This window comes from Variovorax sp. H27-G14, assembly GCF_046156345.1.
Taxonomy (GTDB): domain Bacteria; phylum Pseudomonadota; class Gammaproteobacteria; order Burkholderiales; family Burkholderiaceae_C; genus Variovorax.
Genome location: NZ_JAYLVN010000008.1, coordinates 192,993 through 211,204 on the forward strand (window position 1 = coordinate 192,993; position 18,212 = coordinate 211,204).

14 protein-coding genes are annotated in these 18,212 nt (G+C 64.1%); 5 read left to right on the forward strand and 9 right to left on the reverse strand.

Features of this window, described 5'->3' with window-relative positions:
- Positions 1-8: 8 nt before the first annotated feature.
- From pal to VLK31_RS20205, 5 genes are all read left to right on the forward strand, one after another.
- A complete protein-coding gene (gene pal / locus VLK31_RS20185) occupies positions 9-521 on the forward strand; it encodes a peptidoglycan-associated lipoprotein Pal (RefSeq protein WP_409170208.1) in 513 nt (170 codons plus the stop codon).
- A gap of 105 nt (positions 522-626) precedes the next feature.
- On the forward strand, positions 627-3,773 hold the full coding sequence (locus tag VLK31_RS20190; RefSeq protein ID WP_409170209.1) for a glutamate ligase domain-containing protein: 3,147 nt from the start codon (positions 627-629) through the stop codon (positions 3,771-3,773).
- A gap of 459 nt (positions 3,774-4,232) precedes the next feature.
- Entirely contained in the window at positions 4,233-6,050 is a 1,818-nt protein-coding gene (locus VLK31_RS20195) for a peptidase domain-containing ABC transporter (RefSeq protein WP_409170210.1), read from the forward strand.
- A 37-nt stretch (positions 6,051-6,087) separates the two neighbouring features.
- Positions 6,088-7,404, forward strand: a complete 1,317-nt coding sequence (locus VLK31_RS20200; RefSeq protein ID WP_409170211.1) for an HlyD family type I secretion periplasmic adaptor subunit — start codon at positions 6,088-6,090, stop codon at positions 7,402-7,404.
- Entirely contained in the window at positions 7,401-8,972 is a 1,572-nt protein-coding gene (locus VLK31_RS20205) for a TolC family protein (protein WP_409170212.1), read from the forward strand. The genes VLK31_RS20200 and VLK31_RS20205 overlap by 4 nt, the downstream gene beginning before the upstream one ends.
- A 69-nt stretch (positions 8,973-9,041) precedes the next feature.
- Here VLK31_RS20205 and VLK31_RS20210 read toward each other — a convergent pair whose 3' ends face one another.
- From VLK31_RS20210 to VLK31_RS20250, 9 genes are read right to left on the reverse strand one after another with little or no spacing between them, the layout of a single operon-like run.
- Positions 9,042-10,460: a sigma 54-interacting transcriptional regulator gene (locus VLK31_RS20210; RefSeq protein ID WP_409170213.1), complete on the reverse strand. Its 1,419-nt coding sequence runs from the start codon at positions 10,458-10,460 to the stop codon at positions 9,042-9,044.
- Between the two features lie 48 nt (positions 10,461-10,508).
- The gene (locus tag VLK31_RS20215; protein WP_409170214.1) at positions 10,509-12,620 is read right to left on the reverse strand and encodes a TadG family pilus assembly protein; all 2,112 of its coding nucleotides are present in this window, start codon (positions 12,618-12,620) and stop codon (positions 10,509-10,511) included.
- Positions 12,617-13,072: a TadE/TadG family type IV pilus assembly protein gene (locus tag VLK31_RS20220; RefSeq protein WP_409170215.1), complete on the reverse strand. Its 456-nt coding sequence runs from the start codon at positions 13,070-13,072 to the stop codon at positions 12,617-12,619. The genes VLK31_RS20215 and VLK31_RS20220 overlap by 4 nt, the downstream gene beginning before the upstream one ends.
- The gene (locus VLK31_RS20225; RefSeq protein WP_409170216.1) at positions 13,069-13,593 is read right to left on the reverse strand and encodes a TadE/TadG family type IV pilus assembly protein; all 525 of its coding nucleotides are present in this window, start codon (positions 13,591-13,593) and stop codon (positions 13,069-13,071) included. The genes VLK31_RS20220 and VLK31_RS20225 overlap by 4 nt, the downstream gene beginning before the upstream one ends.
- 33 nt (positions 13,594-13,626) lie before the next feature.
- A complete protein-coding gene (locus tag VLK31_RS20230) occupies positions 13,627-14,067 on the reverse strand; it encodes a DUF3613 domain-containing protein (protein WP_409170217.1) in 441 nt (146 codons plus the stop codon).
- A complete protein-coding gene (locus VLK31_RS20235; RefSeq protein WP_409170218.1) occupies positions 14,064-14,960 on the reverse strand; it encodes a hypothetical protein in 897 nt (298 codons plus the stop codon). Before VLK31_RS20235 ends, VLK31_RS20230 begins: the two co-directional genes overlap by 4 nt.
- The gene (locus VLK31_RS20240; RefSeq protein WP_409170219.1) at positions 14,957-15,898 is read right to left on the reverse strand and encodes a type II secretion system F family protein; all 942 of its coding nucleotides are present in this window, start codon (positions 15,896-15,898) and stop codon (positions 14,957-14,959) included. Before VLK31_RS20240 ends, VLK31_RS20235 begins: the two co-directional genes overlap by 4 nt.
- Before the next feature lie 11 nt (positions 15,899-15,909).
- Positions 15,910-16,905, reverse strand: coding sequence for a type II secretion system F family protein (locus tag VLK31_RS20245; RefSeq protein WP_409170220.1), 996 nt, complete (start codon positions 16,903-16,905; stop codon positions 15,910-15,912).
- On the reverse strand, positions 16,898-18,211 hold the full coding sequence (locus tag VLK31_RS20250; RefSeq protein WP_409170221.1) for a CpaF family protein: 1,314 nt from the start codon (positions 18,209-18,211) through the stop codon (positions 16,898-16,900). The genes VLK31_RS20245 and VLK31_RS20250 overlap by 8 nt, the downstream gene beginning before the upstream one ends.
- Position 18,212: the final 1 nt, after the last annotated feature.

Below are 18,212 nucleotides of genomic sequence, written 5' to 3' on the forward strand. Positions count from 1 at the left end.
GGATTGATATGAAGAAGAATTTCCGGATACCCGCCATCGTTGCGCTCGGCGCAGCGCTTGCAGTTCTTGCAGGCTGCGCAGCCCCCAAGACCGGGCGTGACGACGTCACCTACTACTACTCGAACAAGGCCACCACCGCGGTGCCCAAGGTCGAGCCACCGCCGCCGCCGCCGCCGCAGAACGGCCCCGTCGGCGTGCCGAAGATCGTGTACTTCGACTTCGACAAATACAACATCCGCCCGCAGGACCGCCAGATCGTGGAGGCGCATGCGAGCTACCTGCGCAACCGCACGGCAAGCCGTGTGGTGATCGAAGGCAACACCGACCAGCGCGGCGGGCGCGAGTACAACCTGGCACTCGGCCAGCGCCGTGCCGAATCAGTGCAGCGCGCGCTCACGCAACTGGGCGTGCCTGCGGAGCGCATCGAGGCCATCAGCTGGGGCACCGAAAAGCCCGCGTCGCTGCAACTCACCGAGGAGGGCTATCAGCTCAATCGCCGCGCTGAATTCAGCTACCGCTGAACCGGCGCACCGCGATGACTTCGACGGCAGTTTTCGGTCCACGCCCACGTCAAAGCGAGAGCAGATGACGGGCGTGGCCGGTCTCGCGCATTCGATCGGGGCCGAATGATGTCCTTCACAGACCAGCTCCACGCCTGCCATGAACGCCTGGCGTCGGTGTGCGCGGCGCTGCCTGCGCCGTACCCGGCGTTCACGCTGTTCTTTTCACTGAGCGACGGCTCGCAACGTGCGCACGTGGTGCACACGCGCGCCGCCGACTTCGAAACCGCCTGGCGCGAAGGCGCCGAGCGCGTGGCGCGTTGGGTGCGCGAGCGCGGCATCGTCGCGCCTTGGCTGCGCATCGACTGGGTCGAGGGCGCGAGCCCGATGGAGTGGACCCAGTTCAAGACCCAGCTCACCGCGGTCAAGCGCAACTACTTCCGCCTGGGCCTGGCCTTCGACAAAGACTTTGCGCTTGCCTTCACCGAGCAGGAGCTCAACGCCAACGCCATGCTGAGCGGCGACTCGACCCTTCCGCACGCGGTGGTGAACACGCGCAACTTCGAGGTCTACGGCCAGGCACGCTTCGAACGCGCGCCGCCGCTGGACATGGCGCCCGACCAGCCGGTGTACCTGCTGGCCACCGTGGGCGTGTTCTGCCAGCCCGACGGCGTGGTGCACAAGCTGGCGGGCACGGGGCTCGACGCGGGGCGCCGGCAACTGCCCGCGCTCAACCCGCAGTCGGTGATGGACCTGGCGCGCAGCGGCTCCGCCTACCTGGCGCGCCAGGTGCAGAGCGACGGCCTGTTCGTGTACGGCTACTTTCCGTGCTTCGACCGCCGCATTCCGACCTACGACGCCATGCGCCACGCCAACGCGCTGCACGCCATGCTCGAGGCCTGGGAGCTCACGCGCGACGAAACACTTCGCGCCGCCATCGACCGCGCGCTCGACCATCTCACCGGCGCGCTCATTCGCAACTACACGCTGGTGGACGGGCGCGCCGTGGCGTTCCTGGTGGACACCGGCGGGGAGATCAAGCTCGGCGGCAACGCGGCCTGCGTGCTGGCGCTGGTGAAGTACAGCGAGCTGATGGACACGCGCCACTTTCTGCCGCTGCTGGAAAAGCTCGCGCTCGGCATCGTGTCGCTGCAAGACCCCGTCAGCGGGCGCTTCAACCATGTGCTGCATGCGAGCGACCTGGCGGTGAAGCAGGCCTTGCGCACCATCTGCTACGACGGCGAGGCGGCCTTTGCGCTCATGCGCCTGTACGGCCTCACGCGCGAGCCGCAATGGCTGGCCGTGGTCGAAAAAGCCTTCGAGCATTTCATTGCCAGCCAGCACTGGCAGGCGCACGACCACTGGCTGAGCTGCTGCGTGAACGAGCTCACGCACTGGAGCCCGCAGGAAAAGTACTTTCGATTCGGCCTGCAGAACGTGGCCGGCTACCTCGACTTTGTGCTCGACCGCAAGACCACCTTTCCGACCCTGCTCGAACTGATGCTGGCCGCGCAACAGATGCTGCAGCGGCTCGAAGGCATGCCCGCCATGCGGCACCTGCTGGACGAGCTGGACACTGAAAAGTTCTACCGCGCGCTCGACTACCGCGCGCACTATTTGCTCAACGGTTTCTTCTGGCCCGAGACGGCGATGTACTTCCGCCGGCCGTCCAGCGTGGTGGGCTCGTTCTTCATTCGGCACCACTCGTTTCGCGTGCGCATCGACGACGTGGCGCAGTACGTTTCAGGCTTTGCGGCGTACCACCGCTATCTGCTCGAACGCCGCGCCGCGCCAAGCCTGAATGCGATGACGGGCGTGGGCGCCGGCGCAGGCAACAGCGGTCACGGTGTCAGTGGCGTCAATGCGGGTGGCCGCGACGACGGCCCCGCATGGACCGCCAGCGAAATGGCCCGCGTCACCGGCGGCGAATGGGTGGTCAAGCCCGACGACGGCTGGCGTGCCACCGGCGTGGCGCAGCGCTCCTACATGCGCAAGGGCCGCGTGGTGTTCGACCACCAGACGCGCCCCTCTAAAACGCCGCTGGCGGCCGTCACGCTCAAGGGCGTGCTGCAGCCGGCCGCCGCCGTGCTGTGCACCGACCCCAAGCCGCACCTGGACAAGCGCGTGCCCGTGCTCAAGGTGGGCAACGTGCTGCAGGCCGTGCTGGAGCTGGGCGACCATGCGCGCGCCGAGTTCACCGGCCGCGTGTGCGGCGTCATCGGTGGCGGTGCGGGCAACGGCGCCGGCAGCGGCACCGTGGCCGCCATGCTGGCCAATGCGCTCACCGTGTGGGGCGAAGTGGGCGTGCCCGAAGGCAACGTCAGCATGCCCTCGGGCATTGCCTGGAACATGACCTGCATGCCGCGCCATGCGGCCTACTGGGTGATCGAGATGGGCAGCTCGCAAATGCCCGCGTCCGCCCAGCTCGTGCGGCCTTCGCTGTTGGTGGTGACGGGGCTGTCGGCCGCTTCGCAAAAACACCGCGGCCCCTCGGACGCCGCCGCGCGGCTCGACAGCCGCTTCTTCCTGGCCATGGCCCCGGGCAGCACCGTGGTGCTGAACCGCGACATGCCGGAGTTCACCACCTTTGCCGAAGTGGCGGCCGCGCAGCAACTTCAGGTGCTCACCTACGGCGAGCATCCGCAGGCCGACGTGCGCCTGCTCGCGTTCGATCACGGCGAGGTGCAGGCGCTGGTGGCGGGCGAGCCCTTTCAGCTGCGGCTCAATGCGCCGGGCCGCCACATGGGCGCGAGCGCCATTGCCGCGCTGGCGGCATTGCAGGCATGGCGCCTGCCGCTGGGCGCGGCGGTCGAGCCCTTTGCGCACTTCGAGCCGCCGGGCGGGCGCGGTGCGCTGCACACCATTCACATCGGCGGCGGCAGCTTCAAGCTGATCGACGAGACCTACGACGCCAACCCGAGCTCGATGCGCGCCGCGCTGGAGATGCTGTCGCAGGCGCCCTGCGAGCCCGCGCGCCGCGTGGCGATTCTGGGCGACATGCAAGAGCTTGGCCCCGCCGCCCAACGCCATCACCTCGACCTGGAGGCCGAGCTGCTCGCCTCGCAACCCGACCGCGTGCTGCTGTGCGGGCCGATGATGCGCGCGCTGCATGCGCGCATTCGCACCAAGGTTCGCTCGCACTGGTTCGTTGATGTGTCCGATCTGTCGACCGCGCTCGGCGGACTTTTGCAGCCAGGCGACTGGGTGCTCGCGAAGAGTTCCGCCGGTGTCGGCCTGTCCCGGCTGGCCCGGGTTTTGAAAGCATTGCCATGAGATGGAACCCGCTCCTGCAGCCGATCTTCGTGCATGAGGCCACTGTGCCCGTGCAGTCTTCACACGCCACCTCGCAACCCGTACTGCAACCCGTATTGCAACCCGTGTTGCAACCCACATTGCAACCCGCGTTGCAACCGGCACGCCGCTGGTGGCTGGGCTGGCTCCAGCTGCTGTGCGCGTGGGTGCTCTGCATGCTGTTGTGCGCCAACATCGCCTTGGTGTTTGCTGAGGGTTTGTCCCAGGGAACAAGCCATGTCAGGTCAGGGAAAGCGGTCGGTTGCGCGGCCTCGGGAAGCCCCGCGCATGCAGGACCGCAGCGAGCGGAACGGGCCGGTCCGGTGAAGAGGCAAACAGCGGCGTGCTGAGGTGCGCGCCGAGTGAATTTTTGCCTTGTAACAGTCGGGTAACAGTTGATAATGATGCAGGCGTCATTGCCCGACGGATCGGCCCCTTTCCATGATCAAGTTCCTCTTGCCCAGTCAGCTGGTCGTCGACTCGCCCCAGGAGCCCGGCGCCAGTCCATATGCAGGTGCATTGAACGCGGCGTTCAGAGACGCCTACGCGCTCGTCAAAAGCGCGGCGTGGCGTTCGTTGCCCATCAGCCTGTTCGGGCTGTTGCCTTCCATCTTCCTGCTGCAGGTGTACGACCGCGTGCTCTCGCGCAGCGGCTTCTCCACGCTGGCCGCGCTGGTCAGCGGCATCCTGTTCTTCCTGTGCATCGAGTTCTGGTTGCGCACGCGGCGCTCGCGCCTGCTGCGCAACGCCGGCGCCATCATCGACCACGGCGTGTCGGGCGCGTTGCTCAACTCGATGCTGGCGCGCCCGCTGCGCGCGCTCGAGGCGCGGCCCGCGTCTTCCTGGCAGTTGTACTTTCGTGATGTGGGCTCGGTGCGCGGCACCGTCACCGGCGGGCTTGCGCAATCGATCTTCGACCTGCCCATGGCCGTGTTCGCGCTGGTGGTGATCGGCATCGTCGCGCTGCCGGTGTTGCCGGTGGTGGTGCTGTTCCTGGCCATCATGTCGTTCCTGGCCTGGTGGTGGGCCGACGAGGTGCGCTCCGGCCGCGTGGAAGAAGTGCTGCGTGGGCGCGGGCTGGACCGCATGACGTCCGAGATCTGCCATGCGCGCGAAACGCTGAAGACGCAGTCGAACGACGGTCCCACCATCGAGATGTGGCGCCAGACTTACAACGCCTGGCTCACCGAAAGCTTCACCAAGAACGGCGAGATCGAAACCACGCGCGACGGCACCACCGTGCTGCTCACCGTGTTCTCCGTGGTGGTGGTGACGGTGGGCGCCATATCGGTCATGGAGCAGTGGATGACGGTGGGCGGCCTTGTTGCCTCCAACATGCTGGCGCTCAAGGCGCTGCAGCCGGTGGCCGGGCTGGTGTCCAACTGGCGCTCGCTGGCCACCGCGAAGGAAGCGGCCCAGCGCCTGGAAACCGTGCTGCGCGAGCCGGTGGAAAAGCCGCCCACGGGCATGACGCTGCCGCAACCACTGGGCCGCATCACCTTGAAGGACGTGAGCTTCAGCTTCACCGAAACCGCGCAGCAACCGGTGCTGGAAAACGTCGACCTCGACATCGGCCCCGGCGGGCTGCATGTGATCGTCGGGCGCAATGGCGCGGGCAAGTCCACGCTGGTGAAGCTGCTGTCGGGCCTGTACGAGCCCACGCGCGGCACCATCAGCATCGGCGAGTACGACCTGTCGCAGTTCGGCCGCGAAGAGCTGTCGCGCTGGATCAGCTATTTGTCGCAAGAGGTCTACTGGTTCGGCGGCTCGCTCATCGACGTGATGCGCCGCGGCGCGCCGGGCCAGAGCGACGAGCAGATCGTGGCGGCCTGCAGGCTGTCTGGCGCGCACGACTTCATCTCGCGCCTGCCCGACGGCTACCGCACCCGCGTGGGCGAGGGCGGCAACGGCGTGTCGGTGGGCGAGCGGCGCAAGCTGGCGCTGGCCATGAGCTTTCTGCGCAAGCCCTCGGTGCTGGTGCTCGACGAGCCCAGCAACGACCTGGACTTTCAGAGCGAGCGCAACCTGCTCGCCACGCTGCTCGCGGTGGCCAAGGTGCGCACCGTGGTGGTGGTCACGCACTCGCTGCGCATCGTCTCGGCCGCCAGCGTGGTCTACCACGTCACCGGCCAGGGAAATGTGGAGCAGGGCACGGCCGCGGAAATGGTGCCCAAGCTGTTCGGCGTGCGCAAGCCGCTGGTGGCCGTGGGCGATTCGGAAGACGGCACGGGGGCCGCGGCCTCCCGTTCGATGGCATGACGCCGCAGACCATGACGAGTGATTGGGGACCGCGATCTTGAAATCAGATTTGCCGCAGATTCTTCAGGACGAGAACGACAAGCGCGCGGCGCGTAATTCACCGCAGGGGCGACGCAAGCAGTGGCTCATCGGCGGTGCCGTGGCCGTGCTCGCAGTGGTGGGCCTGGGCTTTCCCATGGAAACCGTGGTGGTTGCGCCGGGCCGCGTCATTCCGTCGGACCGCGTCAAGTCCATCCAGCATCTGGAGGGCGGCATCGTCAGCAATGTGCTCGTGAAAGAGGGCGACAAGGTGAAGGCGGGGCAGTCGCTGGTGGAGATCGACCTGGGCGGCAGCGGCCTCAACCTGGAGGAGCTCACGGCGCGCTATTCGTCCACCCAGGCCACGCGCGTGCGCCTCATGGCCGAGAGCCGGGGCCAGCCGCTCAGCCGCAACTCGTTTGCCGCCGACATCGACAAGGACGTGTTCGAGGGCGAGAGCGGCGCCTACCAGGCGCGCGCGCTGGAGCAGCGCGGCGTGATGGCCGGCGCCGTCTCCGGCCTGGAGCAGGCGCGCAGCAAGAAGCTGGAGCAAGAGGCCAAGGTCAAGGGCCTGGGCGACCGGCTGGCGCTGATGCAGAAGGAGCTGGAAATTTCCGAGCAACTGCTCAGTGAAAAACTGGTCGGCCAGGTCGAGGTGCTGGAAAAGCGCCGCCAGGCCGAGGGCGTGCGCAGCGAGCTTGCCGTGTCGCGCCAGGGTGTCATTTCAGCCAACGCGGCCATCGCCGAGGCGCAGGCCAAGATGGCCGAGGCCGAAGGCCGCTACCGGCGCCGCGCGTCGGACGAACTGGCCACGGTGGAGCGCCAGTTCGCCAGCCTGAGCGAAGACCTGGCGCGTGCGCGCACGCAACGCTCGCGCACCGTGGTGAAGGCACCTTCGGACGGCATCGTGAAGGGCCTGCGCAACTCCAGCCCCGGCTGGGTGGTGAAGCCCGGCGAGTCCATCCTGGAAGTGGTGCCCGACGAAGACGAAATCATGGTCGAGGCGCGGCTCAACCCCAACGACCGCGGCTTCATCGAAGTGGGCCAGCAGGCCCGCGTGAAGATCACCGCCTACGACTACCTGCGCTACGGCGCCGTCGACGGCAAGGTCAAGCTGGTGGCGGCCGACGCCGACCGCGACCCGGCCGTTGCCAACGGCGCGCCTTATTACCGGCTGCTCATCAGCATGTCGCAGTCGCATGTGGGCCGCGACGAGAACCGCATCACCGCCGGCATGGAGTCTGAAGTGGACCTGCGCGTGGGCACCGACCCGTTCATCTGGTACATGCTGCGGCCCGTGCTCAAGCTGCGCCGCGAAGCCTTCCGCGAACCATGAAGTACCGCACCCCGGTTGAGCGGCGCCGCACGGGCACCGGCCTTGTCTGCGCAGCGCTGTGCATGAGCTTTGCGTTGCCCCCCGCCGCCTTTGCGCAGGAGCAGGCCATGCCGCAAGAGGGCGGCCCCACGCTCATGCTCGCGCGCAGGCTGTCGGCGCCTTCGCTGGGCGCCAGCACCTACACCCAGCAGGTGAAGCAGGCGCTGATCGTGCTGTCGCAGGACTACCCCGAAGTGCAGACCGCGCAGGCCACCGCCAACACCAGCAGCTACGGCGTGGACGCGGCCAAGCAGGCGCGTTACCCGCGCTTCAAGGTGGGCACTTCTTCGGGCAACTACAACAGCGGTGCGGAGAATGCCAAGTCGCAGGGCTACACCGTGCTCACCGCCGAGGCCCGCGTGAGCCTGCTCGACGGCGGCGCCATGAACGCCGCGCAGCGCGCAGCCGAAGCCGGCAACCAGGCCGACGACGAGGCCGTTGTCACCACCTCGCAGAAGGTGGTGCTGGACGCGCTCACCGCCTACCTGCAGGTGCAGCGCTTCGACCTGAAAAAGCAGATTGCCGCGCGTGCCAGCGAGGTAGTGGCCGAGCTGTCGAAAGCCGAGGCCCGCCGCGTGGCACTGGGCGTGACCGGTGACAACGACCTCAACATGGCCGCCTCGCGCCGCGCGCTGGTGGCCGCGCGCGAGTCCGACTTCGGGGCTCAGCGCGACGAGGCCATCGCCAAGTTTCGCAACTACTTCAAGTTCACGCCCAACCCCGAGTCGCTGCCCGTGCTGGCGGCGCCGCAGCAGTGGCGCATCGGCTCGCAGGAAGAGGCCTTGCGCCGCGCCGAGGCGCGCAGCACCGAAATTGCCGAGGCACAGGGCCGCATCGAACGCGCCCGTGCGCTGGCCGACCAGCAGGACGCCAGCCTCTACCCCACGCTGGACGCCGTGCTCGTCAAAAGCAAGGACCCGCGCGGCGTGTCCCCGCAAGACCCGACGCGCGCCGCGTTCGAGCTCAACAGGAACTTTGGCAACGGCTTCGACCGGCAACTGCGCCTGAAGTCGGCCCTTTCAGAAATCGCCAGCCAGGAGGCCAAGCTCGAAGGCGTGAAGCTCAACCTGTTCGAGCTGACCTCGGCCTCATGGGCGCGCACCGTGTCGGGCCGCGAACGCGAGCGGCAACTGATGGAAGCAGTTAGCACGTCGGGCCAGGCCTTTCGCGGACGGCGCCGCCTGATGGAGTTCGGCCGCGAGACCCTGCCCAAGGTGCTCGACGCGCAGCTCGACTACTACACCCTGCTGTTCGACTACATCGACGGCGTGTTCGACCTGCGCATCTCCGAGCTGCGCCTGGCGCGCACCACCGGCGAACTGCGCATCGACCCCGCGGGGCTCAACGGCTGGATCGACCGCCTCTTCGGCGCGCCAAGGCGCCAGGTGCTCACGGAAGACGGGCTGCTGGGTGCGCTGTGCATATCGAGCAACACGGCCTGCGCGAGCGAGCCTGTGGCCGAGCGCACGGTGGGCGTGGGCACTGCGAATGCGCCGCTGCGGGTGACGCCGCGGCTGTCGATGCCTTGATGACCTGATGCGCGAATGAGCGCAAGGGCAGCCGGGCAATGCCTGGTTTGCCCCGCGGCTCAAGCGTCGTCAGGCGTCGTCGGGAATGCCGGGCTCGCCGTCCAGAATCTGGTACTTGCGCATCTTTTCCCACAGCACCTTGCGGCTGATGCCCAGGTGCTGCGCGGTGTCCTGGCGCTTCCAGTCGTTCACCTCCAGCGCCGCGATGATGCGGTTGCGCTCGCTGCTGTTCCAGCCCTTGCGCTCGCTCGTGCCGTCGAGCGACACGCCGCCCCCGCCCGCGCCGTTGCGCTCCGCCAGGATGGCCGGCGTGGGCGTGCCGCGCGTCAGAGCAATTGCGCGCTGAATCAGGTTCTGGTCCCAGCTGTGCAACTGCCGCGCGATGACACCCACGCGCTCCGCAAGATTGCGCAACTGGCGCACATTGCCCGGGAAGTAAGTTTCAGCGACCGCATCGCTCAGCCAGTGCGGCGTTTCGCCGAGCACTTCGAGCTCGTCGCCCAGCACGTTGCTCAGCAGCGCCTTGAAGATTGCGATCTTGTCGACCTCGCCGCGCTCTTCGAGGCTGGGCACATGCAGCTCGATCACCGCGAGCCGATAGAACAGGTCGGCCCGAAACTCCCCGCTGGCCACCATCTCGCGCAGGTTGCGGTTGGTGGCGGCCACCAGACGAAAGTCGACACGAATGGGCGCGGTGGCACCCAGGCGCATCACCGCGTTGTCTTCCAGCACGCGCAGCAGCTTCACTTGCTGATAGCGCGGCAGATCGCCGATTTCGTCGAGGAACAGCGTCCCGCCGGTGGCCTGCTCGAAGTAGCCGCGGTGCGCGTGCACCGCGCCCGTGAACGAGCCCTTCGTGTGGCCAAAGAACAGCGATTCGAACAGTCCGTCAGGAATCGCGCCGCAGTTCACCGCCACGAACGCGCCCTTGCTGTAGTGCTGGTGACCCAGATGCAGTTGCTGCGCAATGCGCTCCTTGCCCACCCCGGTTTCACCGCGCACCAGCACGCTGTGGTTGCAGTCCGCGAAGGCGCCCACTTCGGCCAGCAGCGACTTCATGGCCTCCGAGTGCGCCACCAGCACGTCGGGCGCCTGCGGCGCGATGTCGCGCGCGCGCAGCTGGCGCACCAGCTTGGCGACCATCGTGCGCAGCTCGGCGCAGGTGAAGTCGTAGGGCAGCACGTGCAGGTACTCGGGCGGATAGGTGCGCGAGTCGCGCTCACGCGAGCCCGCGGCCACCCAGATCACCGGCATGCCCTGCAGCCGCTCGCTGGCCTGCGCAAGGCCACCGCCGTCGATGACGGTGACGCTGATGACGGCGACGCAAGGGCGCAGCGCGACACCGCGCTCAGGCTCGGGTGTTGCCAAGCCGTCGGCCCGGATGACCTCCACGTCGAAGCTCGCCATGCACCGCGCAATGCGGTCGAGGATGTCGGCTTTGCCTTCCCAGACAAAGAGGTCGAGTTCGTCGAAATTGGGGGCGGTCATGAAAACAATCGTCTTGAGCGTGGCCGCGTGTTTCGGGAATGAGTCAAGTTAATACACCAGCTCCGCGCCGGCCCTGCACGTCAGCCGAGCACCTACCTCCGCATTTGCAAGGTCGATTCCCAAGCTCTTCAACAGGAACTCGACGAGCGGATTGATGACTGACGCGAGGAGCGGAGCAACCAAAGTCTTGAGCAGACCGAAGACAGCTGTTGCTGCCGCGTCTGTCGTCTGCAGGATGGCACCCAAGATGCCAGTGGACGCATTGGGCTTGTACAAGTTGAGTTGCAGGCCATTGATGGTGTCGATCAGCAGACCGGCCACGTTGCCGGTGGCCGATGTCGAAAGATAGGTCTGTACAGGCGCAGAGGTGTCATTGAGTTCCTTCAGAAGCCCGGGCGCGCCCGAGTGGAAAGGCAGCGTCGCCGCCCCGCCACTCACGGGATCCGGGTTGACAGAGAGGCCGACGCCTCCACCTCCGAACGCCGTTCTTTTGGCGTTGGACTTTTGCGTTGTCCATGTACCGTCCGCCTGTTGATACTCTTGAATACCCAATACGCAAAGACTGCCGAGGACAACGGTGCATGTCTTTCTGGATTGCACCGTACCGATATCCACCAACGCGATGGGGTCCACGGTAGGAGGGGTCGCTAAGGACGAAAAAACCTTCGCCTTCGCATCGCCGGAACTGCTTCCCATCTTGCCGACGCGCAGTGTCGCAACGTTCGATTTCGATGCGGCCCACAGCTTCTTGTCTGCATTGTTTGTGCAATCGAAATCGGTGACATAGGCCGCTGCGGGAGCAACGTCGATGTTGATGTCGATTCGGATGGGTAGAGGCAGGGCTATGACATCCGAAATGACAGGCTTTGGCGTCGTGTGGCAACCGAGCGAAATGACGGGACAGTCTCCAGGCGGCGTGAGGTCGATGACTGTCGTCAGAATCGAGATCAAGGCGGAAGTCAACGTCGTCAATGCGTTGGACAAGCCACTGATCAAGCTGGTCAGAAGTTGGCCAGACGCACCAAGATTGATGGAAATCAGGGTCCGAATTTGCGCAGTGCGAACGTAGATCTTGTCAGCTCCCAGAGGCGCTGCTTTTGCCAACTCCGGGTTGCCGATGCTGGAGAACTGCGGTGGTTCAATGACCTTGACGTTGGCCGCGACACCCAAGACCGGGAGATTGACAGTCGCAAAAACCGCGGACGGTCCTGTGATCTGGCTACTGGCGAGTTGAATGAACGCCTGAGCGAGTTGGGCTGCCTGCAAGGTGAGGTCCAGGGCGCTGCTGGGAGTGCCAGTCGCAACACCAAGGATGTCCGATACCTTGAGCGTCGGCAGGTTCAACGTGGCTGCCAGCCCAGATAGCTTCTTGAACTCCGAGAGTTGCAGGCCAACGAGCGCACCGTTCTTTTCCAATATTGTTGCCATTGCGGAGAGAAGGTCCGAGACCGTCGCCTGGGCTGCAAGTACCTTGTCGTATTCACCTGCCTTCAGGTTGATGTTGATCGCAAGTGCATCGAGGAAGCTCAACAGGTTGATCTGCGAGTTGACCAGCCCCTGCCACCCGACGAGGCCGAGTTGCACGTTGCCACCCAACAGGCCACCCACAAGCGAATCGAGGACTGCAGATTTCTGCGTGTCGACGTTCAAAAATGTGCTGTTGATGCTCAAGGCGGCTTTTGGCAGTGATCTTGCGGCAATGGCTTGAACCGAGATCGTTCTGCTGGCGGTAAAGAAACTGAAAAGTGGAGCCGGCGTCCTGGAAAGGATGACTTTGATGGCGTTTTTTTCCACTGCTGCTGCGTCGAAATGATTGGCGTTGACGTTGTCCGTGGAACTCCATCCACCGCAAGTGATGTCTCCATCGGCGAGCTGGAAACCACTGGGCATATTTCTGCTTGGTCCATCATTCGCGTTGGATTTTGCGGAGCTGATCGCTGCGCCGCAGTTGTTGGAATAAAGGTTCTGGGCACCGGCCAATGCTGCGAGATCGGCGGATTTTTGAAAATCTCTTTTTAGATAGAAGAGATATCCCAATTCCGATCCAATGAAAAGTATCCCTGCGAGGATGAAGAAAATTGCGACATGAATCACGATCGAGCCGCGTTGTGACTGAGCCTTCTTGTGTCCCGTGAAGCGATTCATTTTGAGAGAACTCACAGGGAAAATTTGGCGGAGCCAAATATGTTCTGTGGAACCCAGGCGTCGGGCAGCGCAACGATGGGGTTGTCTCCGTAGGGGTAGGACACTGTCACCAGCCCCGAGGCGCCGACGTTGACAATGACCTTCGGGTTTGACTTGAGCCAGACTTGACGCTGAGCTGTCGTGTTCCCCGCGTTCGCCGGCGCGATCAAAGAGGTCGCCATCGACGCATAGACCACACTCTTGATCAGCGCAATGTTCGTGGCCTGCGTTGGATCATTCACACCCGAAATCGCGCGTGCACCGTCTTCCGCAGCGCGAGAAACAACCTGCTGTGCATAGAGGACCGCCCCGAATGAGACAACGCCGTATAAGAGCAGCAGAACCGTCGTCATCACCAAGGCAAGTTCAACGGCAGCGACCCCACGTTGTGCGGTGGGCCTCGGGTTCACCGTGGGGATATTTTTCATATCTGATTCACGGCCGTCGGATCGCCCATCAACATGCTGGCGCGTCCCTGCAGCTTGTTCGGCAGCAAGAAGCCTAAACCTGGCAGCGGAGGTGCGAGGGGCCGCGTTGCATAGTCGTAGCTGACGGTCACGATCATCTGGCATCGCTGATCAAGCGTCGAACCACAGGCAGGCACGGAACTGCTTGTGCAGCTGTCGTCCGTGTTGAGGAGGCAGGCCTTGGCTTCCACCGTTGCGTTGGGCAGCCAGTCGATGCGCTCCTGGGCGACAGTCTGCGCTGCAAGTTTGCGGCACGCCAACTGAGTGTTGCAGCCGGAAGCACTGATCGCCTGATAGCGCAAAGCGGCTCTCGCTCCTTCTTCTGCGGCGTTCTGCATGCCCAGTCGGACGGAAAAAAGAATGGCGTAGCTGATGATCGCGTAAGTAACCACGAACAACACTGGGAAAACGATGGCGTACTCCACTGCATACGCGCCGACTTGGCCGCGGGCGCGCGGGCGGGTTCGTGTTGGGGTGGTCATGCGACGGGCCATCCTTTGGAACAAGGAGAATCCTTATCTTGTGCCGCTGCTTGTGCTGCTTGTCGATTTGACGGTGGAGTTGAATCGCTCCGGGATCGGGAATTCAAAACTCTTCAGGTATCGCTCGTAGCTGCGCCGTGCGACATCACCCGCAATGGGACGCGTCGTGGTCGACGCAATGACCCCTTCGCGCTGCCATGCGAACAGGCTCGTTGCTGCGTCTCCCACCTGTCGATTTGGTACGTCCACAAACTCGAGTTCTTCGTCGGCAGCCGGGACGGTGATGGCCGACTGAGGCGGGGTGCTCGGGTCCGGAGTAGTGGCTGGGGTTGGGGAAGGGGAAGGGGTCGAAATGCCTGCTTGAGGCATCGACTTCGTTTCCCGTGCGTTGTCTGCGGCGGCGCAGGTCGTGATCATCGCAAGGCCAAGTCCTGCAATGGGCCAGAGGCTGAGGCGGGGAAAACGGTTTTTCATTCGGTACCTCTTGATATTGGATTGCTGGACGTGGCAGGGCTTGTGCTGGCCTGTTGGCCGCCCATGCCTGGCCAGCGTGCGGCCTTCAGCCTCAGGGGAACTGTGCTGTCATCCGGGGCCGTTGCAGCGAGGCCCGCCGGGCGAAGCGGTTGTGGTGCCAAGGTCAGCGGCGTGCGGCCCAACTGACGTGCGCTCTCACGGATGGCGGCACGGGTTGCGGGCACCATTCGATGGGCCTCCATCAACGCATCGGCTTGCGCACTTTGCTGCGTGACTTCGAGATACAGCGCGAGGTTGGCTTGCGCCTGCGGGTTGTCGGAACGCAGTTGAAGCGCCTGCATCAACGGGAGGCGCGCTTCAGCAATGAGACCCGCGCGCAGACTGGCATAGCCCAGGTCGCTGAGCAGAACGGCGTCGGTGGGGTTGCGGCGCTGCGCTTCTCGCAGCAGCCTGACCGCCTCCAGATAGTCCCCGCGCCCTCCGGCCAGCAGACCCAGTCCATGGTAGCCCGCACCTTCAAGCGGAGTACCGATCAAACGCCTGTACGCGGCCTCACTGCCCGCTTGTTCACCGGTCTGACGCAAGGCGTCCGCACGCATCCGGCCCGACTCAGGAGAGACTCCCCAGCGTTGTTCGAGTGCGTCGATGTGCGCAAGTGAAGCGAACCACAGACCGTCGGTCTGCATCTGCTCGACGAGCTTGAGGTAGGTGGCAGCCGTGTCGATGCTCGCTGCATTTTTTTGCGTTGCGGCAGTTTCCGCTGCCATGCGCTGTTGTGCATCGGCTGCAGCGGCATACTGCCCCTTGGGCCCAGCACAGCCGATCAGCGCGAGCACCATCAGTGCTGCAAATAATGTGCGGGCAAGCTTCGAATTCTTGAGGGGGATGCTCATTTGGACATGGCTCCGAGTGAACGGATGATGGCGATGAAGCCAGGCCCTGCGGTCACGATGACGAGGGCTGGCAAAAGCGTGCTCACCATCACGCCCGTCATCTTCACGGTGATCTTGCCAATGCGCGCCTTCATTTCCGATTTGCGGTGTTCACGCAATCGGTCACTGAAGATGCGCAAGGGTTCCTGAACAGCGCCGCCGTGGCGGTCCACCTGCACGAGCAGGGAAACCATGCCCGCAAGATTCTCGTTTGCATGCAGCGTTCCAAGGCGGGTCAGCGAGTGCTCGCGTGTGCGGCCTCGGCTGTACTGGCTGTTGGCAAGCGTCAATTCGTATCCAAGCACGGGCATGACGTGAGCGAAGTCGTTCGCCATGATCTGCAAGCTCTGGTCGAGGCTCAATCCCACCCCTTGCAAGAGCCGCAGCAGATCTATAAAAAGCGGCAACTCGTTAGCCACGCGCTCTCGCCTTCGAGCGGCAAGCCGACCAAGTACCCACTTGGGGAGTATGAAGCCGACACCGATGAACGCTGCCAGAATGATGGTGAATTTCCGCGTCGAGATTGGGCCGGGCCAGAACAGAAGCGCCACAGTTGGCAGGAATGCCGCCAGGCTCAACCGCATGACCAGGAAAACGAGTTGCGCTCGCATCGACGAAAAGCCGCATTGATCAATCAATCGCCTGTCCTCGTCGGCCACCAATGCCTTGCCGAGCCGGCTGTTGAGCCAATGCAGGGGCAAATCGGCGTCGAGTCGCCTGGCGGCCTCCACTTCAGAAGAGGCGTCGATCGCGGCAGCAACAACAGCATCGTCGCGATGCAGTGCTCGACCGATGACTTTTGCGCGCTGCACACGCCGCGCATCATTGATGAGCAGCCCGGCCGCCGCGCTGCACAGGCCCAGTGCGAGAAGGGCAAGGCTCCCGATGGCAAGTTGCATGGGCGCAAAGCTCATGACAATCTCGCCAGCCGATAGAGCAAGACAGTTCCCAGCAGCTGAAGACCAACCGCGCTGAAGATCATCAACTGCCCCGTGGAGTCGTGCCACATCCGCAAGAAGTAGCCGGGGTTGGCGATGATGATGAAGCCGCCCACGCCCAAAGGCAGCAGGCCGAGGATCCACGCTGACAGCCGTGTTTCTGACGACATTGCCACCAGCTCGTGCTGTGCCTGTTCACGGTCGCGCATGAAATTGGCGACGCGCTCCAGAAGCAAATCCGCTCGTCCGCCGTAGCGCACGCCCAGTCCTAGGATCGATGCCAGAAGGTACATTTCCTCGACCCGTACGCTGGCTGCCGTCTGGTGCAGGGCGCGATCCAAGTCCACGCCCGCGCGCACCAGGTTGGCTGCACGCTCGAGGTAGCTGTGCAAGGGCGCTTGCGTCGAAGGGATTGCCAGTTGGAAGGCCGCTTGTGTCGAATTGCCGATGGTGATGAGTCGAACCATGGAATCGATGAAGGCCGGCAGTTGGCTGACCAGTTTCCGGCGGAACTTTTGCAGGCGCAGCCATAGTCCGAAAGACGAAAGCGCCAGCAGTACGACGAATGCACCGACGGCGCTGATCCAGCCAGCCAGAACACCGGCCACGGCACTCAAGGTCACGACCAGCAAGCCGATAAGAATGACAAGTTTCGCTGAGACCGCGCCTTCGAGCCATGACGGCATCAGTGACTGCAGCCGGTCTTTCCGGACTGAAGCAACCGGCACGTCACCGCCTGCGTTCATCCACGGGTCTGCCGCGATGCCGCTACCGGGCGAGTCGATGAAGGACGTGCGAGACGACGAGGGCGCGGCTTCCGCAGGCACAGGCTTGGCCTCGAGTTGCTGCGCAAGATGACGGTAGATGACCTGTCGTTGCTGAAACGCACGCGCCCATTGCCATAGCAGAATCCCCGCGGCGGCCAACAAGAGCGCAAGGCACAGAACAATCAGCTGCGCCTTATCCACGGCGATCCCCCTGCGCGCGGTTCATCATCTGGCGGAAGCGTGTGATCTTGGGAGAGTGAGGGGCAATGCCGAGCGAGATCCACCGATCGCGTTCCTCTCCGTCCTGGGACACGATGGGGTCGTAGCGGTACAGCTCCTGCATTGCCACAACGTTATCGTTGACGCCCGTGACCTCACTCAATGAAACGATGCGCCGCTGGCCGCTAGACATACGCCCGATCTGCACGATGAAGTCAATCGCGTTTGCAATTTGCCGACGCAAACTCACTTCGCTGCCCTGATAGCCCGCGAAGCCAGCGAGCATTTCAAGCCGGTACAGGCATTCACGCGGCGAACTGGCGTGGATGGTTCCCATCGAGCCCTCATGGCCGGTGTTCATCGCCTGCATCATCTCGATCACCTCGGCGCCGCGCACTTCGCCCACGATGATGCGATCAGGTCGCATGCGCAGGCTGTTGCGAAGCAGGTCGCGGATTGACACAACGCCCGTCCCGTCGAAGCCGCCGGGACGGCTTTCGAGTCGAACCACATGCGTGTGGCCCAGCGAAAGCTCGGCGGTGTCTTCAATGGTGATCACGCGCTCGACGGGAGGGATAAAGCTTGCCAGCGCGTTGAGCAGCGAGGTCTTGCCGGAACTCGTACCGCCGCTGACCAAAATGTTGCAACGGGAGCGCACCGCGATCTCGAGCAACTGGGCCATGCCTGCATCGAAGGTGCCGAGCTTCACCAGGTCTGCCGGTGTGAGTGGTTCCTTGCGAAATTTTCGAATCGACACCGAGAGGCCGTCAATGGCCAGCGGTTCGATGATGACATTGATGCGCCCCCCGTCGGGCAATCGCGCATCGACCATCGGATTGGCCTCGTCGAGCCGACGTCCCAGCGGTGCAAGGATGCGACGCACGATGCGCATCACGTGCTCTGTGTCCGCAAAGCGCAGCGTCTCGCGTTCCAGCACGCCATGCCGCGACACATAGACGTTGGTGTGTCCGTTGATCAGGATGTCTTCGACTGCCGGATCGTTCAGCAGATCTTCCAGCGGTCCGAAGCCGGCCAGTTCCTTGGTCAACGCATCGGAGATGAGCTGCATTTCCCGATCGTTGATCGGTACGCGGCGCAGGCGAACGAAACTGTCGACTTCGAGTTCGACGAACTGCTGAATCGATGCACGCGACCACCGGCCGAATTCCGCCCCAAGTTCTTCGATACGGCTCAACAGGTGATCGTGCGTCCAGCTCTTGATGTCCTGGAACTGCTGAGAATTGATGAATGCCTGATCGTCGTCGGCAAATTCGATATCAGAGGACATT